General features: G+C 52.5%; 26 protein-coding genes. 3 read left to right on the top strand and 23 right to left on the bottom strand.

The genetic code is table 11. The annotated features are described in order from the left end of the window. Positions 1-144: 144 nt before the first annotated feature. The 5 genes from ACLU9Q_RS06965 to argC form a co-directional block, all read right to left on the bottom strand. A complete protein-coding gene (locus ACLU9Q_RS06965; protein ID WP_302592729.1) occupies positions 145-1,332 on the bottom strand; it encodes an aspartate aminotransferase family protein in 1,188 nt (395 codons plus the stop codon). After that, on the bottom strand, positions 1,325-2,218 hold the full coding sequence (gene argB / locus ACLU9Q_RS06960) for an acetylglutamate kinase (RefSeq protein WP_296835236.1): 894 nt from the start codon (positions 2,216-2,218) through the stop codon (positions 1,325-1,327). Before argB ends, ACLU9Q_RS06965 begins: the two co-directional genes overlap by 8 nt. A gap of 84 nt (positions 2,219-2,302) precedes the next feature. Further along, on the bottom strand, positions 2,303-3,526 hold the full coding sequence (argJ, locus tag ACLU9Q_RS06955) for a bifunctional glutamate N-acetyltransferase/amino-acid acetyltransferase ArgJ (RefSeq protein ID WP_302592731.1): 1,224 nt from the start codon (positions 3,524-3,526) through the stop codon (positions 2,303-2,305). A gap of 27 nt (positions 3,527-3,553) precedes the next feature. After that, a complete protein-coding gene (locus ACLU9Q_RS06950) occupies positions 3,554-4,012 on the bottom strand; it encodes a GNAT family N-acetyltransferase (protein ID WP_302592733.1) in 459 nt (152 codons plus the stop codon). A 159-nt stretch (positions 4,013-4,171) separates the two neighbouring features. After that, positions 4,172-5,212, bottom strand: coding sequence for an N-acetyl-gamma-glutamyl-phosphate reductase (gene argC, locus ACLU9Q_RS06945; RefSeq protein ID WP_302592735.1), 1,041 nt, complete (start codon positions 5,210-5,212; stop codon positions 4,172-4,174). 460 nt (positions 5,213-5,672) lie between these two features. Between argC and ACLU9Q_RS06940 the strand changes: the two genes are divergently transcribed. Then, the gene (locus ACLU9Q_RS06940; RefSeq protein ID WP_296835228.1) at positions 5,673-6,896 is read left to right on the top strand and encodes an argininosuccinate synthase; all 1,224 of its coding nucleotides are present in this window, start codon (positions 5,673-5,675) and stop codon (positions 6,894-6,896) included. Positions 6,897-6,976: 80 nt separating this feature from the next. Here the strand turns inward: ACLU9Q_RS06940 and ACLU9Q_RS06935 are convergent, their stop codons facing one another. From ACLU9Q_RS06935 to mtaB, 9 genes are read right to left on the bottom strand one after another with little or no spacing between them, the layout of a single operon-like run. Further along, positions 6,977-8,197 (bottom strand): peptidase U32 family protein, encoded by a 1,221-nt coding sequence (locus ACLU9Q_RS06935; protein ID WP_296835226.1) that lies wholly within the window; start codon positions 8,195-8,197, stop codon positions 6,977-6,979. A gap of 8 nt (positions 8,198-8,205) precedes the next feature. Next, entirely contained in the window at positions 8,206-8,850 is a 645-nt protein-coding gene (locus ACLU9Q_RS06930; protein WP_296835224.1) for an O-methyltransferase, read from the bottom strand. Further along, positions 8,847-9,242, bottom strand: coding sequence for an endolytic transglycosylase MltG (locus ACLU9Q_RS06925; protein ID WP_296835222.1), 396 nt, complete (start codon positions 9,240-9,242; stop codon positions 8,847-8,849). Before ACLU9Q_RS06925 ends, ACLU9Q_RS06930 begins: the two co-directional genes overlap by 4 nt. 14 nt (positions 9,243-9,256) lie before the next feature. Further along, entirely contained in the window at positions 9,257-9,616 is a 360-nt protein-coding gene (locus ACLU9Q_RS06920; RefSeq protein WP_296835220.1) for a YlbF family regulator, read from the bottom strand. Positions 9,617-9,628: 12 nt separating this feature from the next. Next, a complete protein-coding gene (locus tag ACLU9Q_RS06915) occupies positions 9,629-11,296 on the bottom strand; it encodes a ribonuclease J (RefSeq protein ID WP_296835257.1) in 1,668 nt (555 codons plus the stop codon). 18 nt (positions 11,297-11,314) lie between these two features. After that, a complete protein-coding gene (locus ACLU9Q_RS06910) occupies positions 11,315-11,575 on the bottom strand; it encodes a DUF1292 domain-containing protein (RefSeq protein WP_296835218.1) in 261 nt (86 codons plus the stop codon). Between the two features lie 28 nt (positions 11,576-11,603). After that, a complete protein-coding gene (gene ruvX / locus ACLU9Q_RS06905) occupies positions 11,604-12,068 on the bottom strand; it encodes a Holliday junction resolvase RuvX (protein WP_296835216.1) in 465 nt (154 codons plus the stop codon). Beyond that, a complete protein-coding gene (locus tag ACLU9Q_RS06900; RefSeq protein WP_296835214.1) occupies positions 12,065-12,322 on the bottom strand; it encodes an IreB family regulatory phosphoprotein in 258 nt (85 codons plus the stop codon). The genes ruvX and ACLU9Q_RS06900 overlap by 4 nt, the downstream gene beginning before the upstream one ends. A gap of 50 nt (positions 12,323-12,372) precedes the next feature. Next, positions 12,373-13,647: a tRNA (N(6)-L-threonylcarbamoyladenosine(37)-C(2))-methylthiotransferase MtaB gene (gene mtaB, locus ACLU9Q_RS06895; RefSeq protein WP_296835212.1), complete on the bottom strand. Its 1,275-nt coding sequence runs from the start codon at positions 13,645-13,647 to the stop codon at positions 12,373-12,375. A 65-nt stretch (positions 13,648-13,712) separates the two neighbouring features. Between mtaB and ACLU9Q_RS06890 the strand changes: the two genes are divergently transcribed. Further along, positions 13,713-13,946 (top strand): HPr family phosphocarrier protein, encoded by a 234-nt coding sequence (locus ACLU9Q_RS06890; protein WP_296835210.1) that lies wholly within the window; start codon positions 13,713-13,715, stop codon positions 13,944-13,946. A gap of 339 nt (positions 13,947-14,285) precedes the next feature. Here ACLU9Q_RS06890 and thiI read toward each other — a convergent pair whose 3' ends face one another. The 8 genes from thiI to hrcA form a co-directional block, all read right to left on the bottom strand. Then, positions 14,286-15,467 carry a tRNA uracil 4-sulfurtransferase ThiI gene (gene thiI, locus ACLU9Q_RS06885; RefSeq protein WP_296835208.1) on the bottom strand — a complete coding sequence of 394 codons (1,182 nt, stop codon included), beginning with the start codon at positions 15,465-15,467 and terminating at the stop codon, positions 14,286-14,288. 23 nt (positions 15,468-15,490) lie between these two features. Next, positions 15,491-16,681, bottom strand: coding sequence for a cysteine desulfurase family protein (locus ACLU9Q_RS06880; RefSeq protein WP_296835206.1), 1,191 nt, complete (start codon positions 16,679-16,681; stop codon positions 15,491-15,493). A gap of 12 nt (positions 16,682-16,693) precedes the next feature. Beyond that, positions 16,694-17,434, bottom strand: coding sequence for a 16S rRNA (uracil(1498)-N(3))-methyltransferase (locus ACLU9Q_RS06875; protein ID WP_296906108.1), 741 nt, complete (start codon positions 17,432-17,434; stop codon positions 16,694-16,696). 2 nt (positions 17,435-17,436) lie between these two features. Next, positions 17,437-18,393, bottom strand: coding sequence for a 50S ribosomal protein L11 methyltransferase (gene prmA / locus ACLU9Q_RS06870; RefSeq protein ID WP_296835116.1), 957 nt, complete (start codon positions 18,391-18,393; stop codon positions 17,437-17,439). 3 nt (positions 18,394-18,396) lie between these two features. After that, positions 18,397-19,584: a molecular chaperone DnaJ gene (dnaJ, locus tag ACLU9Q_RS06865; protein ID WP_296906104.1), complete on the bottom strand. Its 1,188-nt coding sequence runs from the start codon at positions 19,582-19,584 to the stop codon at positions 18,397-18,399. Between the two features lie 258 nt (positions 19,585-19,842). Further along, complete coding sequence (gene dnaK / locus ACLU9Q_RS06860) at positions 19,843-21,729, bottom strand: molecular chaperone DnaK (RefSeq protein WP_296906102.1); 1,887 nt, start codon at positions 21,727-21,729, stop codon at positions 19,843-19,845. A 37-nt stretch (positions 21,730-21,766) separates the two neighbouring features. After that, on the bottom strand, positions 21,767-22,348 hold the full coding sequence (gene grpE / locus ACLU9Q_RS06855) for a nucleotide exchange factor GrpE (RefSeq protein ID WP_296835156.1): 582 nt from the start codon (positions 22,346-22,348) through the stop codon (positions 21,767-21,769). Between the two features lie 52 nt (positions 22,349-22,400). Beyond that, complete coding sequence (gene hrcA / locus ACLU9Q_RS06850; RefSeq protein ID WP_296906099.1) at positions 22,401-23,444, bottom strand: heat-inducible transcriptional repressor HrcA; 1,044 nt, start codon at positions 23,442-23,444, stop codon at positions 22,401-22,403. Between the two features lie 211 nt (positions 23,445-23,655). Between hrcA and ACLU9Q_RS06845 the strand changes: the two genes are divergently transcribed. Next, entirely contained in the window at positions 23,656-24,348 is a 693-nt protein-coding gene (locus ACLU9Q_RS06845) for an SGNH/GDSL hydrolase family protein (protein WP_296906096.1), read from the top strand. Between the two features lie 112 nt (positions 24,349-24,460). Here ACLU9Q_RS06845 and ACLU9Q_RS06840 read toward each other — a convergent pair whose 3' ends face one another. Continuing rightward, positions 24,461-25,864, bottom strand: a complete 1,404-nt coding sequence (locus tag ACLU9Q_RS06840; protein ID WP_296906093.1) for a uracil-xanthine permease family protein — start codon at positions 25,862-25,864, stop codon at positions 24,461-24,463. Positions 25,865-25,869 lie beyond the last annotated feature (5 nt).

The raw sequence follows: 25,869 nt of genomic DNA, 5'->3' as shown, positions 1-25,869 counted from the left end.
CCTTTTCTCAGATAAATATCATAGCTTTCCGATACCGGAATCTGCGGTATCTTCCAGGATAGTATCTGCAAAAAAGGAGTTTGTATGTATTATGCTCCAAATTCCGGCTGATCACAGGAAAAAGTGACGTCCACGTTTTTCCTGTTAATTCAGCGCTGCCGCAAGCTTCTCTGCCATCTCATCGACATGCTTTTTTTCGATGATAAGCGGCGGCACAAGTCGGAGTACGTCGCTGCCCGCGGAAATTACGATCAGCCCCTGAGCGAGCGCCGCGTTGACCACCTCGCCGACTTTCTTTCCGTTTCCGATTACCACGCCCTGCATCAGACCCATGCCGCGGCGCGCCAGCAGGCAGTCATATTTTTCTACCAGCTCATCGAGTTTTTGTTCCAGATACGGCGCGACCTCGCGCACATGCCCGACGATATCCTGCTCTTCGAAAATTTCCAGCACCTTCGCCGCTGCCGCGCACGCAAAGGGGTTGCCGCCATAGGTCGTCCCGTGGTCGCCCGGAACCAGCGAATTTGCCGCCGCCTTTTCGCCGAGAAGGAACGCGCCCACCGGCACGCCGCATCCGAGCGCTTTTGCGCTTGTCATGATATCCGGCTTGACGCCGTACGCCTGCCATGCGAACATTTCACCGCAGCGCCCCATACCGCACTGGATCTCATCGAGGATCATCAAAAGATCATGCTCATCGCACAGCGCGCGCACACCCTCCAAAAATTCCTTTTTGACCGGATAGATGCCGCCCTCTCCCTGCACTGTCTCAAGAAGGATCGCACAGGTTTTTTCGTTGATCTGCGCCTTTACGCTCTCCAGATCATTGAAATCGGCAAAGCGCACGCCGTCCATCAACGGCTTAAACGCCTCCTGGTAGTGCGGGTTGCCTGTCACGGAGAGCGCGCCGACGCTCCTTCCGTGGAAGGAATGGTTCATCGCGATGATCTCATAGCCCGGCTTGCCGCCCTTTAAGAAGGCATATTTGCGCGCCGCCTTGATCGCGCCCTCGATCGCCTCCGTGCCGCTGTTCGTAAAGAATACCTTACTCATACCGCTCACCCTGATCAGCTTCTCTGCGGCATCGCCGAGCGGCACATTGTAAAACAAATTCGACGTATGGATCAGTTTATTGATCTGACCCTTCAGCGCCTCGTCGAAACCCGGATAGTGATAGCCAAGCCCCATCACGGCAATGCCCGCCGCAAAATCGAGATATTCCTTTCCGTCCGTATCCTTTAAATAAACGCCCTGTCCTGACTCAAACACCACCGGAAAACGGTTGTAGGTGTGCAGCACGAAATTTTCTGTCTGTTCCATGTAGCTATTCATGATAATACCTCTTTTCTGTGTCGCTAATGATTGCCGTGCCGACGCCGCGGTCTGTAAAGAATTCCAGCAGCAGGCAATGCTCAATGCGTCCGTCCAGAATGTGGACGCGGGAAACGCCCGCCTTCATCGCCTCGATACAGTTCTGCAGCTTCGGCAGCATTCCGCCGCCTGCCATGCCGCTTGCCAGAAATTCCTCCGCCTCCGGGATCGTCATTTCGGAGATCAGTGAGGATTTATCAAGCGGATTGCGGTAAACGCCCTCGATATCCGTGAGGAACGCCAGCTTTGAGGCGCCCATCGCCGAGGCGATCGCACACGCCGCATCATCCGCATTGATATTGTAGGAATGGTAGGCGTCGTCGGAGCCGATCGGACAGATCACCGGCACAAAGTCATCGTTTAAAAGCTTTTCCAGAAGCTCGGTGTTGACCTCCTTAATCTCACCGACATATCCGATGTCCTGCCCCTTTGAGAGCTTTTTATCTACCTTTAGCAAAGTGCCGTCCTTGCCGCTGATGCCGACCGCATGGACGCCGAGCTTTTCCATCATGGAGACAAGTCCTTTATTGATCTTGTTCAGCACCATCTCGGCAATCTCCATCGTCTCTTTATCCGTGACGCGCAGTCCGTTCACAAACCGTGTCTCAAGCCCTGCCTTATTCACCCATTTTGTGATCTCCTTGCCGCCGCCATGCACGATGATCGGGCGGAAGCCTACCAGCTTTAAGAGCGCCACATCACGGATCACGCTTTTTTTCAGTTCATGATCCACCATTGCGCTGCCGCCGTATTTGACAACCATTATTTTTCCGTGAAAACGCTGTATGTAAGGCAATGCCTCATTTAATACCTGGGCTTTCTGCAGCCAGTTCTCCATTGATTCCATTTTCTGTCTGATATCCTTTCTTTTTGCTTTGACCGTTGCCGCGATATTTACGCCGCGTCAGCATAAGTGACATGTGCAAAATCCTTATGAGCGATAGTCCGCGTTAATCTTCACATAATCATATGTGAGGTCGCAGCCCCACGCTGTCGCCTCGGCATCCCCCATCTTCACATCGGCGATCACAATAACCTCCTCCTCGGAGAGAATCTTCGTCGCCTGCTCCTCGCTGTAGTCGAGCGCCACGCCGTTCTCGATGATCTTCATGCTTCCCGCCGCGCTCTCAAATGTAAGGTCGACTTTTTCCGGGTCAAACTGCGCCCCGGAATAGCCCATCGCGCAGAGGATCCTTCCCCAGTTGGCGTCGTGTCCGTAGATCGCCGCCTTGGTGAGGCTGGAGGTAATCACCGATTTGCTTAACGTCACCGCCTGCTCTTTCGACTCCGCATGGATGACCTTCACGGTAAACAGCGCCGTAGCGCCCTCGCCGTCGCCGGCCATCTTACGTGCAAGACAGGTATTTACAAAATTTAATGCACGCAAAAAGGTGTGATAATCCTCATTTTCTTCTGTGATCTCTGCGTTTCCCGCCAGACCGTTCGCGAGCAGCAGCACGGTGTCGTTCGTGGAGGTATCGCCGTCCACTGAAATCATATTGTAGGTATCCTTAATGTCCGTGCTGAGCGCCTTCTGCAGCATTTCTTTGGAGATCGCCGCGTCCGTCGTCACAAAGCTGAGCATGGTACACATATTCGGATGGATCATGCCGGAGCCCTTGCACATGCCGCCGAGCGTCACTTCTTTGCCGCCGAGCGTAAACCGCACGGCAATTTCCTTTTTCACCGTATCCGTCGTCATGATCGCTTTTGCAGCCTCCGTTCCTTTTTCCAGAGAGCCATCCTTCGTCTCCGCCAGCACCTTCACGCCCGCCCTGATGCGGTCCATCGGGAGCTGCATTCCGATGACGCCGGTGGAGCCGACCAGTACCGCTTCTTTCGCTATGCCAAGCGCTTCTGCGGCAGCCTCCGCCGTCTCCAGGCAGTACTGATATCCTTCCGCTCCTGTGCAGGCGTTGGCGATGCCGCTGTTCACGACTACCGCCTGCGCATATTCTGCATGCTTCACCACTTCCATATCCCACTTCACCGGAGCCGCCTTTACGATGTTTGTCGTAAACGTGCCCGCCGCATGACACGGCACTGTGCTGTAGATCAGCGCCATATCCGTCCTGTCCTTATATTTGATCGCCGCCGCTGTCGCCGCCGCCTCAAAGCCCTTCGCTGCCGTTACACCGCCCTCAATCTGCCTCATTTTTCCATCTCCTCCTAAATTTTTCCGTCACCGGTTAAATGCTGTAATATTCTCCTCGTTCAACACAAAATCATAGTAATTTAAATCTTCCCGCTTCGTCCAGCCGATCTCCTTCCAGAACGCATTTCCGATATCATTCTGGGTGAACGCAATCAGCGAGACTTTATTAATCTTTTCCTTTTTCAGCGCTTCCATCGCAAATACAACCATCGCTTTGCCGATTCCCTGCTTGCGGAAATCGGGATGAACGCACACATGATAGAGACAGCCGCGTCTGCCGTCGTGACCGCAGAGGATGCTTCCGATAATCTGACCGTCCCGCTCCGCCACCACGCTGCAGCCCGGATTCCGGTTCAGGAACCGCTCAATCCCCTCGCGGGAATCGTCCACGCTGCGGATGCCAAATCCGCTGATCTGCATCCAGAGCGCGTGTACCTGCGCAAAATCATCGATCGTCATGCTGCGTATCTTATCCTGCTGTTTCATATTTTTCTCACCTTTTCTGCTTTCTCTACTGTTCACTCCGTTCACAGCCACTTTCGCAAACCCATTTAAAACGCGTTCCCATGTTCCATTTGGGGGACAGAGCATCCTGTTTCCACCGACGCTCTCCGGAATAATCGGCAGCTTTCGCTTTCAGGCGTCCTACGGGAACATCGGCGCAAGCTCCAGCCCCATACTCTCCGGCAGCCCGAACATCAGATTCATGTTCTGCACTGCCTGCCCTGCAGCGCCCTTAACCAGATTGTCCATCGCGCCCATCATGATCAGGCGGTTCGTTCTGGCGTCGACAACAACGTTCACATCCACATAGTTGCTGCCCTCCACCCACTTTGTCTGCGGGCAGACGCCCTCGTCGAGGACACGGACAAATTTTTCCTTCTCATAATATTTCTGATACAGAGACTTCGCCTCTGCATAAGTGACATCCTTTTTCAGCGAAGCATACGCCGTGATCAGAATGCCGCGGTTCATCGGCACCAGATGCGGGGTGAAGTTTAAAGTCACCGGCTGCCCTGCCGCATAACCAAGCTGCTCCTCGATCTCCGGTGTGTGACGGTGATTCGCCACGCCATATGCCTTGATATTTTCGTTTACCTCACAGTAGAGGTTATCCACCTTCGCCCCTCTTCCAGCCCCGGAGGTGCCGGATTTCGCGTCGATGATCAGCGTCGCCGGATCGATCAGCCCCTCCTTCACAGCCGGATAAACAGACAGTGTGCTGCAGGTCGGGTAGCATCCCGGATTCGCCAGAAGGCGCGCTCCCTTAATCTGCTCCCGGTTAATCTCGCACAGCCCGTAGACCGCTTCCTTTATAAACTGCGGCGACTTGTGCTCGATGCCGTACCATTTTTCATAGACGGCAACATCCTTGATGCGGTAATCCGCGCTCAGGTCGATCACCCTGGCCTGCGATAAGATTTTCTCCGACAGCAGCGATGCCAAAAAGCCCTGCGGCGTCGCTGTGAAAATGACATCCACTTCTTCCGCAAGCTTTTCCAGATTGTCATCCCTGCAGACGTCCTCCACGATCTCAAACATGTTGCGGTACACGTCCGCGTACTTTTTATCTATGTAGCTTCTGGAGCCGTACCACTTTATCTCAGCCTCTTTATGTCCCATCAAAAGGCGCACCAGCTCGCCTCCCGCGTATCCCGTCGCTCCGATGATTCCTGCTTTTATCATATTATTCTCTCCTGCATTTCTTTATATTAATGTTGGTGATACCATACGGATGTTCCGAGCTTCACATTCCCGTAAACTTCAGATTTTCCGTGCTTTATCATACGCGCTTTTCGCAGATATTGCAAGTGCATTCTGTGCGGAACTGCTCTGCCTGGCAGCGCTGTGCGCCCGTCCTTCTGCACTTCTTCCCGTGCGCCTTGCATAACTATACAATATTTTTGCATATTATGCAAGCATTTTTTATATTGCTCTTTGCAGTTTCCTCCCCACATACGCACTTTCCGCGTCTTTAAGGCTCCGGTTTCACTCCTTACAGAGCCAGGATTGCCTGTGCATGTTCCCCGTTGCATAATTATAAATTTTTTTGAATTTATGCTTGCATATTTTCCGGATATGATGTATAGTAGGTTCTGTTAAAAACACTGCTTTGATTTTTGAAAATTTTGAGGAGGATACTATTATGAAGGAAAAAGTAATTCTGGCGTATTCAGGCGGACTTGATACTACTGCGCTGATCCCGTGGCTGAAGGAAACCTTTGATTACGAAGTAATCTGCTGCTGCATCAACTGCGGACAGGGCAACGAGCTGGACGGTCTGGAGGAGCGTGCAAAATTATCCGGCGCTTCCAAATTATATATTGAAGACATTATTGACGAATTCTGCGACGATTTTATCATGCCGTGTGTGAAGGCAGGCGCTGTCTATGAGCACAAATATCTGCTCGGCACCTCGATGGCGCGTCCGGTGATCGCAAAGCGTCTGGTAGAGATCGCCCGCAAGGAGGGCGCTACCACGATCTGCCATGGCGCAACCGGAAAAGGAAATGACCAGATCCGTTTTGAGCTTAGCATCAAGGCTCTTGCACCGGATCTGAAGATCGTTGCTCCGTGGCGCATGACGGACGTCTGGACCATGCAGTCCCGTGAGGATGAGATCGAATACTGCCGCCAGCACGGCATCGACCTTCCGTTCGACGCAAGCCACAGCTACAGCCGTGACCGCAACCTCTGGCACATCAGCCATGAGGGACTGGAGCTGGAGGATCCGGCAAACGAGCCGAACTACGACCATATGCTGGTACTCGGCGTTACCCCGGAGAAGGCGCCGGATGAGGGCGAATACGTGACCATGACCTTTGAGGCTGGTGTTCCGAAGACGTTGAATGGCAAGGCGATGAAGGTATCCGAGATCATCACAGAGCTGAACGCGCTCGGCGGAAAGCACGGCATCGGTATCGTGGATATCGTGGAGAACCGTGTAGTCGGCATGAAATCACGCGGAGTTTATGAGACACCGGGCGGCACCATTCTGATGGAGGCGCACGATCAGCTTGAGGAGCTGATTCTCGACCGTGAGACTTTAGAGACAAAGAAAAAGCTGGGCAGCCAGTTTGCTCAGATCGTATATGAAGGAAAATGGTTCACACCGCTGCGCGAGGCAATCCAGGCATTCGTGGACGTCACACAGCAGTATGTGACCGGCGAAGTGAAATTCAAACTGTACAAGGGCAACATCATCAAGGCAGGCACCACCTCTCCGTACAGCCTGTACAATGAATCGCTCGCTTCCTTCACGACCGGCGATCTCTACGATCACCACGACGCAAGCGGCTTTATCACCCTGTTTGGCCTGCCGCTGAAGGTGCGCGCAATGAAAATGGCTGAAGTAGAAAAAAATAAATAAACGCCTATAGGTGTGAAAAGGGCTGCAGTGAAATGCGATAAGTGCATTTCGCCGCAGCCTTCTTTTTGTTTTATCGTATCCTATTCTTTTCTTCTCAAAAGATCGTACCGTTCCGCCATCCCGGACAGGCGCACGTCTAACTTCTGCTGCGGATGCGGAGCGCTCTCCATAGATACGCCCTCCTCATCGGCAATGGAAAGAACCGTCGCCAGTACATTTCTTCCGTCCGGCTTCATGATCTCGATCTCCTCGCCGACGGAGAACTTGTTGCGCTGCTCGATGCGGCAGGCTCCGTCCTGCACCTCCTCCACAATGCCGAGATAGGTGTATTCCTTCACATAGGTATTGTTGTCGTAAATCTGCGTGCTCTCATCCGGCTTCCCGTAGAAAAAGCCGGTGGTGAACTGCCGATAGGTACAGCTCGCGATCTGCTGCCGGTACCACGGCATATTTTCCTCATATTTCGCCGGAGACTCCAGATAATCGTCGATCGCCTTCCGGTAGGTCCGCGCCACAGTCGCCACATAGAGCGCCGTTTTCATCCGCCCTTCTATCTTAAAGCTGTCGATCCCGGCTTCCATCAGATCGGGAATATGCCCGATCATGCAGAGATCTTTGGAATTAAAGATGTAGGTTCCACGCTCATTCTCGTAAACCGGCAGGTACTGTCCGGGGCGTGTCTCCTCCACGACTGCATATTTCCAGCGGCACGGATGCGTGCAGGCTCCCTGGTTGGCGTCCCGCCCGGTAAAGTAATTGCTTAAAAGGCATCTTCCGGAATAGGAGATGCACATCGCGCCATGCACAAAGGTCTCGATCTCCAGCTCCTCCGGAATATTTGCACGCAGCTCCCTGATCTCCTTTAAAGAAAGCTCCCGCGCGGACACCACGCGCTTAGCCCCCAGCTCATGCCAGAAGCGATATGTCTCATAGTTCGTGTTGTTTGCCTGCGTGCTGATATGGATCTCAATCTCCGGACAGACGCGCTTCGCGATCCGGAAAACACCCGGATCGGCGATGATGAGCGCATCCGGGCGGATCTCCTTCAGTTCTTTAAAATATTCCTCCACCCCGGCAAGATCGTAATTATGTGCCAGAATATTCGCCGTCACATATACTTTTACGCCGTGTTCATGTGCGAACGCAATGCCTGCGCGCATCTCTTCCATCGAAAAATTTTTCGCCTTAGCGCGAAGCCCGAAAGCTTCCCCGCCGATATACACGGCGTCCGCTCCGAAAATGACGGCGGTTTTCAGCACCTCAAGGCTGCTCGCCGGAATTAAAAGCTCTGGTTTTCTCATACTGCTCCTCATCTTATCTTCACACTCACTGCCGCCCCGTCCCCGACCGGGACGATGGACGTCAATAGCCGCTCATTGTGCTTCAATTCATACAGATATTCCCGCATCCGCTTGTAGATCGTCCGGTTGCGGCGCTCCACCACAAAATGCGACTCGATCAGATCGCCCTCCTGCAGCACATTGTCCGACACCAGAATCCCCTCCGGCTCCAGCAGACGCAGCACCTCCGGCAGAAAATAAATGTACTGCCCCTTCGCGGCGTCCATAAAAATAAAATCAAAAGAGCCTTCCAGCTCTTTTAATATCTCCATCGCGTCTCCCTCCAGCAGGGTAACGCGCCCATTAAGACCTGCGCGCGCAAAATTTTCCTTCGCCTGCGGGATCCGCTTCTCATATTTTTCAATCGTTGTGACCGTCGTCTCCGGCGGCGTATTCTCGCACATCAGAATCGCGGAAAATCCGATCGCCGTGCCCACCTCCAGGATGCGCGCCGGGCGCTTCATCCGCAGCAGCACCTTCAGAAAGCTCTGCATCTGGCGCCGGACGATCGGCACGCCGTCGCTTTTCGCCTGCTGCTCCAGCGTCTCCAGAAACTCGCTGTTTCCGGTATCCAGAGAATCCAGATAAGCGGTCATTCGTTCTTCTACAATCATCCGTTATCCTCATTTTCTGACAAATCATCTTCATTTCCGGTGATGACCGCAAGCATCTCTTCGGCATTCTGCGATGTGTTCAGCACATAATTGCCCGCTTTGAGCTGCCCGTGATATTTGGAAAGACGCTCCTGTACACGGAATACCTTTTCATCCCGGATCAGTCCCTTTGCCTCCAAAAGCTTTGCCACCTGGCCGATGCTGCTGCCCTCCGGGATCACCACCGCAACGTCCCTGCCCGGCGGATCGGACACCGTCGCGTTATCATAAATGCTGTGTCCGAAATAGTAGGCGTACTCCCCGAGGTGATAAATTCCCACGGCGATCACCACCGCCAGAAGCACCTTCACCAAAAACAGTAAAATACCGGTCAGTATCCGTCTGGTCTGCATAAGTCTCCTCCTCTCTACGAGCGGATTCCCTGTGCAACTTCGTCCAGATCAAGATCCAGCGCCTCCGTCAGACCTGCCGCCACCTTCTGGAGCATCCTGCAGACTGCAAGCTCACTGTTTAAATACTCATTCACCAGCGGATCCTTGCGGAACTGCGCATGCTCCATATTAAATTCCTGCACCCGGTCATACAGCGTCTCGACATCGCCCTCATACTGCAGGCGGTAAACCTGTGTCCGGTATGCGTCAATCTGCTTTTTCAGCTCCGGCATACCGGACAGCTTCGTTTTCGCCCTGCAAAACGCGCGGTACTCCGGGCTGTCCTGAATGACGCGTATCAGCGCCTTTGTATAAATCTCTACATTATCCTGCATAGCCGCTCCCTGTCAGACTTCCATAATAATCGGAAGGATCATCGGACTTCTCTTTGTTTTTTTCCATATAAAGTTATTCAGCTCATCGCGGATGGTATTCTTGATCTTGCTCCAGTCAGAAATATGCTTAGCCGCACAGTAATCAAGCGCCTCCTCGATCACCTGACGGGCCTCGCCCATCAGATCCTCCGATTCACGCACATAAACAAATCCGCGCGAGACGATATCCGGTCCGGCAAGCACCTGGTTGGTATATCGCTCCAGTGTGAGAACCACGATCACAATGCCGTCCTCTGCGAGATGCTGACGGTCGCGCAGCACGATGTTTCCAACGTCGCCGACGCCAAGACCATCCACCAGGATCGCGCCTGTCTGTACCTCTCCGGTAATCTTTGCCGGCTCTTCCTCATCCAGCTCCAGAACCTGTCCGCTCTTCATGATAAAAATGCGGTCCTTCGGAATGCCAAGGCTCTGCGCGAGCTGCGCATGGGCCTTTAAGTGGCGGTATTCTCCGTGCACCGGGATCGCATATTTCGGATGTACCAGCGAATAAATCAACTTGATCTCCTCCTGGCAGGCGTGTCCGGAAACGTGCGTATCCTGGAAAATGACGTCGGCTCCCTTTGCCGAAAGCTCGTTGATGACCTTCGAGACGGCTTTCTCATTGCCGGGGATCGGGTGCGAGCTGAAAATAACGGTATCGCCCGGCTTGATAGACACCTTGCGGTGCATATCGGACGCCATACGCGAAAGCGCCGCCATCGACTCGCCCTGGCTTCCCGTGGTGATCAGAACCATCTGCTCATCCGGATAATTTTTCATCTGCTCGATGTCGATCAGCGTGTAATCCGGGATATTCAGATAGCCAAGCTCGGCAGCCGTGGAGATGATGCTAACCATGCTTCTGCCCTCAACCACTACCTTACGGCCATACTTATATGCAGAATTGATGATCTGCTGCACGCGGTCCACATTGGACGCAAACGTGGCGATAATGATGCGCGTGTTGCGGTGCTCCGCAAAAATGTTGTCAAAGGTTCTGCCAACCGTGCGCTCGGACATCGTAAAGCCTGTGCGCTCCGCATTGGTGCTGTCGCACATCAGGGCAAGCACGCCCTTCTTTCCGATCTCCGCAAAGCGCTGCAGATCGATCGCATCGCCGAATACCGGCGTGTAGTCCACCTTAAAGTCTCCCGTGTGGACAACGATTCCCGCCGGAGAATAGATTGCAAGCGCCGCCGCATCCACGATGCTGTGATTTGTCTTGATAAACTCAATGCGGAACAGCCCCAGATTGATGGACTGCCCGTGCTTCACGACCTTGCGCTTGGTTGTTTTCATCAAATTGTGCTCGGTAAATTTATTCTCAATGATGCCCATCGTCAGCTTGGTGGCATAGATCGGCACGTTGATGTCCCTGATGATATACGGGAGCGCGCCGATATGATCCTCATGACCGTGGGTGATAACAAAGCCCTTCACTTTGTCGATATTGTCTTTCAGATAGGTGACGTCCGGAATCACCAGGTCGATTCCGAGCATGTCGTCCTCCGGAAAGGACAGACCGCAGTCCACCACAATAATACTGTCTTCGAACTCAAAGGCAGTTATGTTCATTCCGATCTGCTCCAGACCGCCGAGCGGAATGATCCTCAATTTGGAATTGTTAATATTTTTCAGAAAAATTCTCCTTTCTTTTTACAGCGTAATATCAACGTCCTCCAGCATTTCACTGAAAACCCTGGATATTGCCGCTAATTCATTATCATCTTCTACGATCTCATAAATTGCTTCCTGCTCGCCGTCTTCCGACAAATCCTTCAGAATCAATGCTTCTGCGTCGTCTTCCTCGGAATCGGTGACCAGTATATAGTTTGTTCCATTTATTCTCGTCTGTTCCAACACAAAAAATTCCACAGATTCCTCCGAATCTGCAAGCTGAAATAAAAGTTTTTCCATAGGTTCGTTCTCCGTGTGTCTTTTTTGCTTATTCCGCGCTGCCGTCCGCCGCTTTCATGGAAGCACAATCCAAATAGCCCTGCAGGATATACACGGCTGCCAGCTTATCCACATATTTTTTCCGCTCCTCGCGGCGCACTTTTCCCTCCATCAGCGTACGGTTCGCCTCCACCGTCGTCAGACGTTCGTCCCACATGACGACCGGAAGCCCTGTCCTGCGCTCCAGCATCTCTTTAAATGCCAGAGATTTTTCTGCGCGTTCCCCAATCGTGTTGTTCATATTTTTCGGAAAGCCAAGCACGATCCTTCCGACATGGTATTCTTCGATCAACGCCTCGATCCTCGCACATGTCTGCCGGAGTTTATTTTCAGACGTTCTTCGGATGATCTCGATCCCCTGGGCAGTGATCAGCAGCTCGTCGCTGATCGCCACGCCCACCGTTTTAGAGCCGAAATCAAGCCCCATGATCCTGGTTCTGTTTTCTGCCGTCATGAGCGGTTCCTGATATATTCGCGCAAAAGCTCTTCCACCAGCTCATCGCGCTCCACCTTCATGATCATGGCGCGTGCATTGTTGTGACTTGTAATATAAGTGGGATCGCCCGACATAATGTAGCCGACGATCTGGTTCACCGGATTGTAGCCCTTCTCCACCATGGCATTGTATACGGCGTCCAGCGTATCCTTTACGCTCACTTCTGTATCAAGATTCATTCGAAAATACTGTGTGTTACTGATTCTTCCCATTTTTCCACGTCCTTAATAAACATCCTTTTGCTCTATTCTACATCAGAGTCTCACAAAATACAATCACAAATTTTATTTCTGAGATCCTGCCCCTCATTCGGAACCGTTACCGAAATGTATTCCCGCGTATGCCCGCAGTAGTATTCCCTGCCGTCTCTTTGCGTTTTTTCCTCAAACAAAACCTGCACCTGTCTGCCCTTAAAGCGCGCCTCATACGCTGCCATATTCCTGCGGTTCAGCTCCTGCAGCACCTGGCTTCGCTCACTTTTCGTTTCCTCCGGAATCTGGTTTTCCATCGCGGCAGCTCTGGTTCCCCTGCGTCTGGAATACTTAAAAATATGCGTCTCATAAAATTTCACCTTTTCCAGGAAGGCGACCGTCTGAGAAAATTCCTCCTCCGTCTCCCCCGGAAAGCCAACGATCACATCGGTCGTCAGCGCCGGATCATCAAACACACTGCGCAGAAGCACGCATTTTTCGTAATATTCCTCCGCCGTATAGTGACGGTTCATGCGCTTTAGTGTCGCATCGCACCCGCTCTGCAGGGACAGGTGAAAATGCGGACAGATTTTCGGCAGCCTGCTGATCTTTTGCGCAAATTCCTCCGTAATGATGCGCGGTTCCAGTGAGCCAAGCCGGATGCGCCGGATGCCGTCCACCTCATGCACCGCCTCAATGAGCTGCAATAGGCCAACGCCGTCGTTTTTTTCCTTCCCATAGGAACTTAAATGGATCCCGGTCAGCACGACCTCCTGATAGCCGTTTTCTGCAAGCGTCCGCACTTCGTCAAGCACATCGCCCAGATCGCGGCTACGGATACGCCCTCTGGCATACGGAATAATGCAGTAGCTGCAGAACTGGTTGCAGCCGTCCTGCACCTTGATATAGGCACGCGTGTGTTCCGCCGTTTTGGCAATGGAAAGCGTCTCATATTCCGGCGCATGTGCAACATCCAGCAGATGACACGCCTCACGCGACTGCTCGTATTCCTCCAGGATATCTGCAAGCTCCTTCTTGCGGTTATTTCCAATTACAATGTCCACCGCTTCATCCGCTGCAAGCTCCTCCCCCGCCGCCTGCGCGTAGCAGCCAGCCGCCACCACGATCGCCTGCGGGTTTAATTTCTTCGCCCGGTGCAGCATCTGCCGCGACTTACGGTCTGCAATATTTGTGACGGTGCAGGTATTGATAATATAAACATCCGCCGGTGAGTCGAACGGCACGATCTCATAGCCGCGTTTTTCAAGCATCTGCTGCATCGCCTCTGTCTCGTATGCGTTTACTTTGCAGCCCAGATTATGAAATGCTACTTTTTTCTTTTTCATCTTGACTTTTTCCTTTCCAAAAGGTAAGATAAAATTGATTAAACAATAAAGGGAGGTCTTTCGCAATGAAGACAGTACAGATTTCTTTAAATTCGATCGACAAGGTAAAATCCTTCGTAAACGACATCACAAAATTCGATTATGATTTCGACCTTGTATCCGGCAGGTACGTTATCGATGCGAAGTCCATCATGGGCATCTTTAGTCTTGACTTATCAAAACCGATCGAATTAAACATCCATGCAGAAGACGATATTGAAACCGTTCTGGCTGCCCTGAAGCCCTACATCATCAGTTAATCTCCGGTTCCACCGGACAGATGCCTCCCTCGCGGGAGGTTTTTTTGTGATGAAAGACGCCAACCCGCATGCATGAAGCAATTCGCGGGCTTTCACTGCAAGACTTTTAAAGAAGACGGTGTCGTATGTCTATCGCAGACAATAGGAAGATTTTGCAGATTTTGCGAGCATAGCGACAGCTTTCGAAGCTTGTCTGAGCCTGCGCGGCAGGCGAGTTTGCGAAGAAAGCTGTCAGATAGGCGGCGCAGCAAAATCAAAAAATCAACATGTCTGCGATAGACATATGGCAACCGGCTTTCCCCATAAAACCTGTCTGACAGACATTGCGCCGCCCGCTTCTTATTCCACCCAGATCTTCTCTGTCGTCTCAATCGCCGTCTTTACAAGCTCGTCTATTTTTTCTGAAAGCTTTCCTTCTGACCGCCGGATGATGTTGAGGTTTGGCTTGGTGACGGGGTGCTTTGCCACGAAGATCGTGCAGCAGTCCTCAAAGGGCTGGATGGACGTCTCGTATGCGCCGATTTTTAAGGATACATCGACAATCTCCTGCTTGTCGAAGCCGATAAGCGGACGATAGACCGGCAGCGTACACACCTCATTTGTCGCCGCGAGGCTCTGCATGGTCTGGCTTGCCACCTGACCAATGCTCTCTCCTGTGATCAGACCGAGAGAGCCGGTCTCTTTCGCAAAATGCTCGGCAATGCGCATCATATAACGGCGCATGATGATCGTCAGCTCCTCATGCGGACACTGCTCGTAAATGTAAAGCTGGATATCAGTAAAGTTTACGACATGCAGCATGATCGGGCCGCTGTAATGCGATACGATCCTTGCAAGGTCGATCACCTTCTGTTTTGCACGCTCGCTCGTGTAGGGCGGCGCATGGAAATAAACCGCGTCGATCTTCACGCCGCGCTTGGAGATCATATAACCGGCAACCGGACTGTCGATGCCGCCGGACAACAGCAGCATAGCCTTGCCGTTCGTTCCCACCGGCATCCCACCTGCTCCCGGGATAATGCGGGAATAGATATAGATTTTTTCACGGATTTCCACAGACAGCATGATCTGCGGAGCATGGACGTCCACATGCATGTCCGGGAAAGCCTGCAGGATCCGCTCGCCGAGATCAGCGTTGATTTCCATGGAATTGCGCGGATAATTTTTTCTTGCACGCCTTGCGTCCACCTTGAAGGTCTGATTTTTCTGCGGATACATCTCTCCCATATAAGAAACAACCGTCTCCGCCAGCGCATCGAAGCCCTCATCCTCCGTCACGATAACCGGGCAGATGCCGACCACGCCAAATACATGCTGCAGCGCCTCCACCGTCTCCTCGAAATCGTATGCACCCAGGCAGTCCACATAGATGCGCCCCTGTTCTCTGCGCACCTCAAACTCGCCCTCCGCTTTTTTCAGTGCATGACGGATCTGCTTCACCAACGCCTCCTCAAAGAGATAGCGATTCTTGCCCTTGATACCGATCTCTCCGTATTTGATCAAAAATGTTTTAAATGTCATAGTCTCCTCCCGCATATCGTGCGTTAACGTCTGGTAAATCTGCGCAGCAAGGGCAGCAGTTCCCGAAGCTGCTCCAGACAGTAATCAATTTCCTCTTCCGTTGTAAAGACGCTGAAGCTGAAGCGCACCGTTGATTCCAGCAGGCTGTTTTCCAGCTTCATCTCTTTCAGCACTGTACTTACCGGCAGCTTTTTGTTCGACGAGCACGCAGAACCGGACGACACGCAGATGCCGCGCTCCTCCAGCGCATGCAGCAGCACCTCGCTGCGCACTCCGCGAAAGCTCACGCTGACAATATGCGGCGCGCCCACGTTCTCTGCAGCCGCACACTGACCGTTTTGCATATTTGCCGCCTGCCCCTGCACGATGGCATCCGGCAGCTCTGCGATTCCGCGCAGGAACCGCTCCTTTAATGCCGCAAGATGGCTGACCTTTTCCTCAAAACCGCTGTACGCCTCTTTTGCGGCAAGCCCCAGGCCCGCCGCTCCCGGCACATTATCCGTCCCGGAGCGCATTCCTTTCTGCTGTCCGCCGCCAAGGATCAGCGGTTTAATCTTTACCTTTTCTCCGATATATAAAAAGCCGGTTCCCTTCGGTCCGTGGATCTTGTGACCGCTCACTGAGAGCAGATCAATACCGATCCGCTTCGGATAGATGCGGTATTTGCCGTATGCCTGAATGGCATCCACGTGGAAGAGCGTCTGCGGATTGTGTTCCTTCACTATTTTTGCAGCCTCTTCTACCGGCTCCTTTGTTCCCACTTCATTATTAATATACATGATCGAGACAAGGATCGTCTCCTTTTTCAGCGCCGCGCGCAAGTCATCAAGACGAATGCAGCCCTGCCCGTCCACCGGCAGATATGTGATCTCAAAGCCAAGCTCCTGCAGGTACGCCATCGGCTGCAGCACCGCGGCGTGTTCCACGGCGGTCGTAATAATATGATTGCCGGCGCGCTTATTTGCAAGCGCCGCGCCAATGAGCGCCCAGTTATCCGACTCTGTCCCGCCGGATGTAAAATAAATCTCTTTTTCCGATACCTTTAAGGTGCGCGCGATCTCCTCCCGCGCTTCACGCAGATATCGCTCCGCCTGCACGCCCTTCGTATGCTTCGAGGAGGGATTTCCAAAATCCTCCGTCATTGTTTTCACGACGATATCCTTCACGCTGTCCAGGCACTTTGTCGTCGCCGAATTATCCAGATATGCTTCCATAGTTTCTCCCGTCTATCGCTCCAGCACATAGCCAAGCATTGCCAGCGCTGCAAGTCCCGCCGTCTCCGTGCGCAGAATACGTTTTCCAAGCGTCACGCGCGCAAAGCCCGCCTGCTCTGCCTGCAGGACCTCCGCTTCCTCAAAGCCGCCCTCCGGACCGATAAAGACCGCCGCCGACTGTCCCGGCTGCAGCCCCGCAAAAAGCGCCCGCGTCTTATCCATTCCGCCCGCAAGCTCGTAGGGGATCAGCTTCAGATCCATCTCCCCCGCATATTCCAGCGCCTGCGCAAAGCTCACCGGCTCCTTCACCTGCGGCACGATCATGCGCCCCGACTGCTTCGCCGCGCCTTCCGAAATCGCCCTCCAGCGCGCGCAGCGCGTCTTTTCTTTCTTTGCATCCAGCTTTACCACCGTGCGCTTCGTCACCACCGGAACGATCTCACACGCGCCAAGCTCGACCGCCTTCTGCACGATCCAGTCCATTTTATCACTTTTAGGCAGTCCCTGAAAGAGACAGATTCTGACCGGAAGCTCAACCTCCGCATCGCTGACACTCTCAATGGCTGCCCATATTTGATCCTTCTCCACAGACATGATGCGGCAGCTATACAGACGGCTGCTCTGTCCGTCACTCACCGTAAGCCGCTCCCCCACGTCCATGCGAAGTACATTTCTGATATGATTTACGTCACTGCCCGTCAGACAGACCATATCTTCCGTAATCTGCGCGGGCTCTGCAAAAAAATGATGCATTGCTAACCGTTCTTTCTGGCTGTCACCGACACCCACTCTCCCTGGCGCGTCACCTCCACCAGAGACAGTCCTGCCTTCTGCACAGCCTCCACCACTACCTCTTCCTTCACATCAAGGATACCGGAGGTGATGTATACCGCGCCCGGCTTCATCTGTGCTGTGATCACCGGCGTTAATGCCACCAGCACATCCGCCAGAATATTCGCAACCACGATATCATACTTCTCATAACCTGCCGCATCCTGCACAGTCTTATCGTCAATGATATTGCCGAGTACCATCTCCATCGCTTCCGTCGGGATCGCGTTTGCCTCCAGATTCTCCGCAACCGTGGAAGCCGCACACGGATCAAGATCCGTTCCCAGCGCATGCTTTGCGCCCAGCTTCAGCGCAGCGATCGACAAAATACCGCTGCCGGTGCCGACGTCCAGAAGCTCCGTATCCGGCGTCACATATTTTTTGAGCTGGCGCAGACAGAGTTGCGTCGTCTCGTGCATACCGGTGCCGAACGCCGTACCCGGATCGATGTGGATGATCATTTTATTCTTATCCTCTTCCTTTACTTCCTCCCATGAGGGGATGATGAGGATGTCGTCCACGTAAAACTGATGGAAATACTGCTTCCAGTTATTGATCCAGTCCTTATCCTCCGTCTCACTCTCGGTGATCGTGCCCTCGCCGATATCCATAAACATGCGCAGATCGTCAAGCTCTTCTTTTACCCTTGCAAGAAGCGCTTCGCGGTCCGCACCCTCCTCGATATAAAAGCTTAAATAAGCAACGCCGTCGTCCGGCGCGCCCTCCGGCAGGATATCCACAAACATCTGCTGCTTGTCGGATTCCGTCAGCGGCACCTTATCTTCAATCTCAACGCCCTCAACGCCTGCGTCCGCCAGAGAGGAAATTACAATTTCCTCCGCCTCAGACAGCGTCTTCAGGGTAAACTTGTGATATTTCATCGTTTAGTCCTCAAATGTCTCTTTTAATTTGTCCATGAAGCCTTTTTTCTTCGGCTTCTCCTTCTCCGGCTCCGTTTTGCTCTCCGGCTGTCCAAGCGAGCGGTCTGTCGCCGCGTCAAACGCCTTCAGCGCCTCCTTCGCCTCATTATTCAGCTTCGTCGGCACCTGTACCACCAGAGTAACATACTGGTCGCCGCGCACAGCCTTATTGCGCAGGGACGGCACGCCCTTGCCCTTTAAGCGGATCTTGGTGTCGGTCTGTGTGCCCGGCTTTACATTGTAGAGCACATCGCCATCGATCGTGCTGATCTTCACATCTCCGCCAAGCGCTGCCTGTGCAAAGGTGATCGGCGCTGTGGAGAAAATATTCATATCCTGTCTCTGGAAGATCGGGTGACGCTGCACCACAACTTCTACCAGAAGATCGCCGCGCGGACCGCCGTTTTTACCCGGTTCCCCCTTGCCTGCAATGCGCACGCTCTGTCCGTCGTCGATGCCCGCCGGGATCGTGACCTTGATGGTCTTTCTGCTGGAAGTATACCCGGTGCCGGAGCACGCCGCGCATTTCTCGCGGATGATCTTTCCACTGCCGCCGCAGTCCGGACAGGTCGTCACATTCTGCACCATACCGAACAGGGACTGCTGTGTCATCACTACCTGACCTCTGCCGCCGCACTTCGGGCAGGTCTCCGGACTGGTTCCCGGCTTCGCACCGGTTCCGTGACAGATCGTACATTCATCCTTCAGGCTCAGCTCAAGCTGCTTCTCACAGCCGAATACCGCCTCCTGGAAGGTGATGCGCACAGAAGCGCGCAGATTTGCGCCGCGCATCGGTCCGTTGCTTGTGCGCCGTCTGCTTCCGCTGCCAAACAGATCGCCAAAAATATCACCGAAGATATCGCCCATATCGGCGCTGTTGAAATCAAATCCACCGAATCCGCTGCCACCGGCTCCGCCCTGTTCAAATGCCGCATGGCCAAACTGATCATACTGACGGCGCTTCTCCGGATCAGACAGCACGGCATATGCCTCCGACGCCTCTTTAAATTTCTTTTCCGCCTCCTTATCGCCCGGATTCATATCCGGATGATATTTCTTTGCAAGCTGTCTGTATGCTTTTTTTAATGCTGCCTCGTCTGCATTCTTATCCACACCGAGGACTTCATAATAATCTCTCTTCGTCTCTGCCATTTTTTCTCACCTGCTTCTATCATTCATTCTGCACTCTGAATTCCCGCCTGTGCCCGGAATATACCTTGTGATGCAGAAAAACAAAAGGTTTTTCTGTACCGCAAGATACCCGGGCCCGCATTGCCGCCCGGCGAAGGCTTTCGTCTTCTGCCGCTGATCGGCGCCGCGGGTACCGGGCGTTGTTTCTTTCATTAAAAATCTATTTCCTGCTCACGATGCCCGCGGATCTTTTCCGCGCCGCACCCGGCATCCTTCATTTTACACTTCTTTGTAGTCCGCGTCAATAACATCATCATCCGGCTGCGTGTAATTTTCCTGCTGTGCGCCGCCCATATCCGGACCTGCGCCCGCAGCGCCTGCGCCTGCTGCTCCTGCCGCGCCCTGTGCCTGCTCGTAAACCTTTGCAAACAGCTTCTGTGCGCTCTCCATCAGCTTTTCCTTTGCCGCTTTGATCTCTGCAACCTGCGCGTCCGTCATTTCCTCCGGATTGGAGTTCTCGATCAGACTCTTCAGCGCTGTAAGATCCGCCTGTACAGCCGTCTTATCTGCGCCGTCCAGCTTGTCGCCGACCTCTTCCATTGCCTTCTCGGTCTGGAATACCATTGCGTCAGCGTCGTTTCTGGTGTCGATCGCTTCCTTGCGCTTCTTATCCTGCGCTTCGAACTCAGCAGCCTCTTTTACCGCCTTCTCGATATCCGCATCCGACATGTTGGAACCGGACGTGATCGTGATGTGCTGCTCCTTGCCGGTGCCAAGATCCTTTGCAGATACGTTTACGATACCGTTTGCATCGATATCGAAGGTAACCTCGATCTGCGGAACGCCGCGTCTTGCAGGCGGGATCCCATCCAGACGGAACTGTCCGAGAGACTTGTTATCTTTTGCGAACTGTCTCTCACCCTGTACGACATGAATATCAACTGCCGTCTGGTTATCCGCCGCTGTGGAGAATACCTGGCTCTTCTTTGTCGGGATCGTTGTGTTGCGCTCGATCAGTCTGGTTGCCACGCCGCCCATGGTCTCAATGGAGAGGGAAAGCGGAGTAACATCCAGCAGCAGGATATCGCCTGCACCGGCGTCGCCTGCCAGCTTACCGCCCTGGATAGCCGCGCCGATCGCCACACACTCATCCGGGTTCAGCGTCTTGCTCGCCTCATGTCCCGTAAGCGCTTTTACCTTATCCTGTACAGCCGGAATACGTGTGGAACCACCTACCAGCAGCACCTTGCCAAGCTCGGAAGCCGTGATACCGGCATCCTTCAGTGCGTTCTGCACCGGAATGGTCGTTCTTTCCACAAGGTCATGTGTCAGCTCGTCAAATTTTGCACGGGACAGCGTCATATCAAAATGCTTCGGTCCCTCTGCGGTTGCCGTGATGAACGGCAGGTTAATATTTGTGGTGGTTGCGGAGGACAGCTCCTTCTTTGCCTTCTCTGCAGCCTCTTTCAGTCTCTGGAGTGCCATCTTGTCAACGGACAGGTCAACGCCCTCCGCCTTCTTAAATTCAGCGATCATGTAGTCAGTGATCTTCTGGTCAAAATCGTCGCCGCCCAGACGGTTGTCGCCGTTTGTTGCAAGTACCTCGATAACGCCGTCGCCGATCTCGATGATAGATACATCGAAGGTACCGCCGCCAAGGTCGTATACCATGATCTTCTGCTCTTTCTCGTTGTCAAGACCGTATGCAAGCGCTGCCGCCGTCGGCTCGTTGATGATACGCTTTACATCCAGACCGGCAATCTTGCCCGCATCCTTTGTTGCCTGACGCTGTGCGTCGTTGAAATATGCCGGAACCGTGATAACCGCCTCTGTTACCTTCTCGCCAAGGTAATTCTCTGCATCCGCCTTCAGTTTCTGAAGGATCATTGCGGAAATCTCCTGCGGCGTGTAATTCTTGCCGTCGATGCTTACCTTGTAATCAGTTCCCATATGTCTCTTAATAGAAGAGATCGTCTTGTCTGCGTTGGTAACCGCCTGACGTTTTGCCGGCTCGCCTACCAGACGCTCGCCTGTCTTGGAGAATGCCACAACGGACGGTGTGGTTCTTGCTCCCTCTGTATTTGTGATAACGGTTGGCTTACCGCCTTCCATAACTGCTACGCAGCTGTTTGTTGTACCTAAGTCAATACCAATAATCTTGCTCATAATAATTTCCTCCTGCTCCTGTAATATTTAATTTTGTTTAGTTTGCTACTTTTACCATGCTGTGTCTTACAACCTGGTCTTTGTAGGTATAGCCTTTTAAAAACTCCTCAGTGATCGTGTTCTCCGCAGTTTCTTCCTCCTCCACATGCATCACTGCATTGTGGAAATCCGGGTTAAACTCACATCCGACTGCCTCGATCGGCTTGACGCCGAGCTTATCAAGCATTTCCGTCATCTGCCGGTAAACCTTGTTCATCCCGTCCACAAAAGCGTCCGTCTTTGCTTCCTCCGGGACTGCCGCCAGTCCGCGCTCGAAATTGTCTACGATCGGCAGGAGCTGTTCGATCACGCTCTTCGCACCCATCTCAAACATTTTCGATTTTTCCTTCTCGGAACGTTTGCGGAAATTTTCAAATTCCGCCATCTGACGTTTCACCCGATCCTGCAGCTCCTCGATCTGCGTATCCTTTTTGTCTTTCTTACTTTCTTTCTGTGACGTTTCTCTGTCTGCCTCCTCTGCAGGTTCCGAAGCTTCCTGCTGCGCGCAAGTCTCTTCCGTTTCCGGTTTTTCCTCCTTCTGCGCTTCGTTTTCTATCGCTTCGTCCATGTCTTTCTCCATGTTTTCTTCTGCCACTGTAACCGCCTGCCTTTCTGTATATTCTGATCTATCGTCAATCCCGCTCGAATATCGTATCCAGCTGGGATTTTAAGGTTTTTAAGGAATCGACCACCTTTTCATAATCCATCCGCTTCGGTCCGATAATCCCGATCGTTCCCTGAACACCCTCGCCCAGTTCATACGTTGCCGTGACTACACTGCAGTCGCGCATCTTCCGTATGGGCGCTTCGTTTCCGATATACACCTGAATGCCGGTACTGTTTTCTTCCTCCAGCGACTCGTTGATCAGATTTGCCAGCTCCTTCTTATCTTCAAAGGCACTGATCAGCTCGCTCGCCCGCTCGCTGTCGCTCAGCTCCGGATACTTGAAAATGTTAGTGGCGCCGCTTGTATAGATCTCCATATCGTCTTCCATCTGGATCGCTTCCGCGACTGCATCAAGCACCTGGCTGACGACCTCGCTGTGGATGCCGGCCTGCTCCTTCATCCGGGTGATCATCGCAAGATTGATCTCCTCCAGCGCAAGCCCATTGAGACTTGTGTTCAGCAGGATGTTCAGCTTCAGCACCATCTCATTGTCCAGTCCGTGCCGGAAGTGAAGCATCTTGTTTTTTACAATGTTTCCTTCCGTGACGACCACTGCCAGGAGCTGTTCCTCACTGATGGCTGAAAGCTGAATAAACTTCAGCTTCGTCGTGTGGTAGCGCGGCGCGGTGATCATGGTCGCGTAGTTGGTGTTGTTCGCCAGCACCCGAACCACCTGCTTCAGTATCAGCTCCATCTTATCCTGCTTCTGGATCAGCAGCTCCTGCTGTTCTTTTACTTCCTGTTCCTTCTGCTCCATAAGATGATCCACATATAAGCGGTAGCCCTTGTCTGAGGGAATTCTGCCCGCCGAGGTGTGCGGCTGAATGATCAGCCCCATCTCCTCCAGGTCTGCCATTTCATTTCGAATTGTAGCGGAACTGAGGTTCAGGTCTGCGTACTTGGAGATCGTCCTGGAGCCTACCGGCTCGCCTGTCTCCAGATATGTCTGAATGATAGCGTAAAAGATTTTCCATTTTCTGTCGTCCAGCTTCATATCATCTGACTGCATCCTGCATCCTCCTTCCTGTTTTGTTAGCACTCTTTTGAATCGAGTGCTAACATCTACGGTTTTAAGATACCACTGCTGCCTGTGATTGTCAATAGCTATTTTGAAAAAATTTTGATTAACTTTTCTGTCGAATCATCCCGACTGGATATATTTGACATTTTTTGCGTTTTAAGATACACTTATGAAAAATGAATAATGAAAGGAATCCGCAATGAAGATACGAAATTTTCTTACGATTCTGTTTGCCGTTCTCGCTATTGTTGCCCTGATCGCGCTCGCCGGTCTTGCAACGATATACGTGGCAGACGATTCCAACCCTCTGCGCCAGCGGCTTGTGCAGATATTCGACCCTGACGGGGAGACTGTGGCGGTCAGCACGCCTGAGGCAGGAACAGACGCTCCGGCTGCGGAAACTGTGAAGGCACATTCCTTCATCTTTGTGGGTGACTCCCGCACCATTGGGATGCGCGATGCAGTAAACGACAACTGCACTTATATAGGAAAAGAAGGAGAAGGTTACGAATGGTTTTCCGCTGAAGGTGTCCAGGAGCTCGACGCCGTTCTTGCCGGTACCTCGGGGCAGACCGTGATTTTTAATTTCGGCGTGAACGATCCCGCAAATATCAGTCTCTACATTGATCTTTACCAATCGCTTAAAGAGACATATCCCGGCACCGCTTTTTACTATCTGTCCGTAAATCCGCTGGTAGACAACGAAGGCTTCAATACTACAAACGAAATGATTTCCTTATTTAATGCCACCATACAGAGCGCTTTTCCTGACACCTATCTGGATTGCAACAGCTACCTGAACAGCGTTGGCTTTGAGACTGTGGACGGGCTGCACTACACAGATGATTCCTACAAGATGATCCACAATTTCGTCGTGGATAAGATTGCGTAAAAAAGGTCCCGCCGCAATGTCCGGGCAAAAGTGTCCATCGCATACATCAACTGACCATCAGCCAGACACCCCGCGGACGCGAAGTGTCTGGCTGATATTTAGAATTTTTCTCTTATTTTCTGCTTTTTTCCGGCTTTATGCTGACTCCGCGGTTCATATCGCCCTGCGGATTCACCCCGAACTCATAGTCGTTGCCCGGAAGGATCATATTGAGCACAATACCTGCAATCGCTGCAATGGCAAGTGCGGTCAGCGTAATTGATGCAGCACCGATCTGGAAAGTAAGACCATTTCCAAATCCAAGCCCGCATACAAAAATAACGCCGACAATAATCAGGTTGCGCGATTTTGTTAAATCCACCTTATTTTCCACCACATTGCGGACACCGATCGCAGAAATCATACCGTAAAGCATGAAGCTGACACCGCCGATGATCGAAGCCGGCATGGTACTGATGATCGCAGATACCTTCGGAATGAAGCTGATAATAATCGCAAACACGGCTGCGATGCGAATTACCAGCGGATCGTAGACATGACTGAGCTCCAGCACTCCGGTGTTTTCACCGTAGGTGGTATTCGCAGGACCTCCGATCAATCCTGCTAATGCTGTCGCAAGTCCGTCCCCCATCAGCGTGCGGTGCAGCCCCGGCTCCGCAAGGAAGTTCTCGCCGACGGTTGCCGAAATAGCAGACATATCACCAATGTGCTCCATCATGGTCGCAATCGCAATCGGCGCCATGACGAGGATTGCCGTCAGATCGAATTTACAGAGCTGAAACGGCGGAAGCCCCACAAAGCTTGCGGACGCAATCGCTGAAAAATCAATAATCGCAGAACCGTCCGGATTCGTAATACCGCAGGCATTCATAATCACCGCTACCACGTAGGAAATCACCACTCCCATCAGGATCGGAATAATCTTAAACATTCCCTTTCCCCAGATGTTAAAGATAATAATGACCGCAAGCGCTACTAATGCCAGAAACCAGTTGGTCGATGCATTGCCGATCGCAGAAGACGCCAGACTTAAGCCAATGCAGATAATTACCGGTCCGGTTACGACCGGCGGCAGGAAACGCATCACACGTTTCACGCCTGCCAGACGGATAATCAGTGCAAGTACCAGATACAGAAGACCCGCCACTACAACGCCGCCGCAGGCATACGCAGCCTTTTCATTTGCTGCCATTCCCGCGTAAATCCCGCTGCTTAAATTTGCCACCGTAGAAAAGCCTCCGAGAAAAGCAAAGGATGACCCAAGAAATGCTGGGACCTTCATCTTCGAGCATATATGGAAAAACAGCGTCCCGAATCCGGCGCAGAATAAGGTCACAGATACGGTCAGTCCCCTGGTCAAAGGCTCCCCACAGGCACTTTGGAAATAGCTGTTCACAAGAATCGGCACCAGGATCGTCGCGCCAAACATCGCAAACATATGCTGCAATCCCAGAATTAACATTTTCGGCACACCCAATTGTTTCGCATCGCGAATTGCTTCCGTTGAATTTTTCATAATCT

It is taken from the genome of Marvinbryantia sp., assembly GCF_047017445.1.
Taxonomy (GTDB): domain Bacteria; phylum Bacillota; class Clostridia; order Lachnospirales; family Lachnospiraceae; genus Marvinbryantia.
The sequence above is the reverse complement of the archived record's forward strand: the minus strand, read 5'-3'. Positions and strand labels throughout refer to the sequence as shown.

What these genes read in the sequence shown, in the direction of transcription:
- ACLU9Q_RS06875 (WP_296906108.1), bottom strand. Translation starts at nt 17,434, where the DNA reads ATGCATCATTTTTTTGCAGAGCCCGCGCAGATTACGGAAGATATGGTC.
- ACLU9Q_RS06930 (WP_296835224.1), bottom strand. Translation starts at nt 8,850, where the DNA reads ATGATTGTAGAAGAACGAATGACCGCTTATCTGGATTCTCTGGATACC.
- mtaB (WP_296835212.1), bottom strand. Translation starts at nt 13,647, where the DNA reads ATGAAAAAGAAAAAAGTAGCATTTCATAATCTGGGCTGCAAAGTAAAC.
- argC (WP_302592735.1), bottom strand. Translation starts at nt 5,212, where the DNA reads ATGATAAAAGCAGGAATCATCGGAGCGACGGGATACGCGGGAGGCGAG.
- ACLU9Q_RS06950 (WP_302592733.1), bottom strand. Translation starts at nt 4,012, where the DNA reads ATGAAACAGCAGGATAAGATACGCAGCATGACGATCGATGATTTTGCG.
- thiI (WP_296835208.1), bottom strand. Translation starts at nt 15,467, where the DNA reads ATGACATTTAAAACATTTTTGATCAAATACGGAGAGATCGGTATCAAG.
- ACLU9Q_RS06965 (WP_302592729.1), bottom strand. Translation starts at nt 1,332, where the DNA reads ATGAATAGCTACATGGAACAGACAGAAAATTTCGTGCTGCACACCTAC.
- ACLU9Q_RS06910 (WP_296835218.1), bottom strand. Translation starts at nt 11,575, where the DNA reads ATGGAAAAACTTTTATTTCAGCTTGCAGATTCGGAGGAATCTGTGGAA.
- dnaJ (WP_296906104.1), bottom strand. Translation starts at nt 19,584, where the DNA reads ATGGCAGAGACGAAGAGAGATTATTATGAAGTCCTCGGTGTGGATAAG.
- prmA (WP_296835116.1), bottom strand. Translation starts at nt 18,393, where the DNA reads ATGAAATATCACAAGTTTACCCTGAAGACGCTGTCTGAGGCGGAGGAA.
- ruvX (WP_296835216.1), bottom strand. Translation starts at nt 12,068, where the DNA reads ATGACGGCAGAAAACAGAACCAGGATCATGGGGCTTGATTTCGGCTCT.
- grpE (WP_296835156.1), bottom strand. Translation starts at nt 22,348, where the DNA reads ATGGAGAAAGACATGGACGAAGCGATAGAAAACGAAGCGCAGAAGGAG.
- ACLU9Q_RS06935 (WP_296835226.1), bottom strand. Translation starts at nt 8,197, where the DNA reads ATGAGAAAACCAGAGCTTTTAATTCCGGCGAGCAGCCTTGAGGTGCTG.
- ACLU9Q_RS06925 (WP_296835222.1), bottom strand. Translation starts at nt 9,242, where the DNA reads ATGCAGACCAGACGGATACTGACCGGTATTTTACTGTTTTTGGTGAAG.
- ACLU9Q_RS06890 (WP_296835210.1), top strand. Translation starts at nt 13,713, where the DNA reads ATGAAGACAGTACAGATTTCTTTAAATTCGATCGACAAGGTAAAATCC.
- ACLU9Q_RS06880 (WP_296835206.1), bottom strand. Translation starts at nt 16,681, where the DNA reads ATGGAAGCATATCTGGATAATTCGGCGACGACAAAGTGCCTGGACAGC.
- ACLU9Q_RS06920 (WP_296835220.1), bottom strand. Translation starts at nt 9,616, where the DNA reads ATGCAGGATAATGTAGAGATTTATACAAAGGCGCTGATACGCGTCATT.
- argB (WP_296835236.1), bottom strand. Translation starts at nt 2,218, where the DNA reads ATGGAATCAATGGAGAACTGGCTGCAGAAAGCCCAGGTATTAAATGAG.
- ACLU9Q_RS06940 (WP_296835228.1), top strand. Translation starts at nt 5,673, where the DNA reads ATGAAGGAAAAAGTAATTCTGGCGTATTCAGGCGGACTTGATACTACT.
- ACLU9Q_RS06845 (WP_296906096.1), top strand. Translation starts at nt 23,656, where the DNA reads ATGAAGATACGAAATTTTCTTACGATTCTGTTTGCCGTTCTCGCTATT.
- hrcA (WP_296906099.1), bottom strand. Translation starts at nt 23,444, where the DNA reads ATGCAGTCAGATGATATGAAGCTGGACGACAGAAAATGGAAAATCTTT.
- ACLU9Q_RS06840 (WP_296906093.1), bottom strand. Translation starts at nt 25,864, where the DNA reads ATGAAAAATTCAACGGAAGCAATTCGCGATGCGAAACAATTGGGTGTG.
- dnaK (WP_296906102.1), bottom strand. Translation starts at nt 21,729, where the DNA reads ATGAGCAAGATTATTGGTATTGACTTAGGTACAACAAACAGCTGCGTA.
- ACLU9Q_RS06900 (WP_296835214.1), bottom strand. Translation starts at nt 12,322, where the DNA reads ATGGGAAGAATCAGTAACACACAGTATTTTCGAATGAATCTTGATACA.
- argJ (WP_302592731.1), bottom strand. Translation starts at nt 3,526, where the DNA reads ATGAGGCAGATTGAGGGCGGTGTAACGGCAGCGAAGGGCTTTGAGGCG.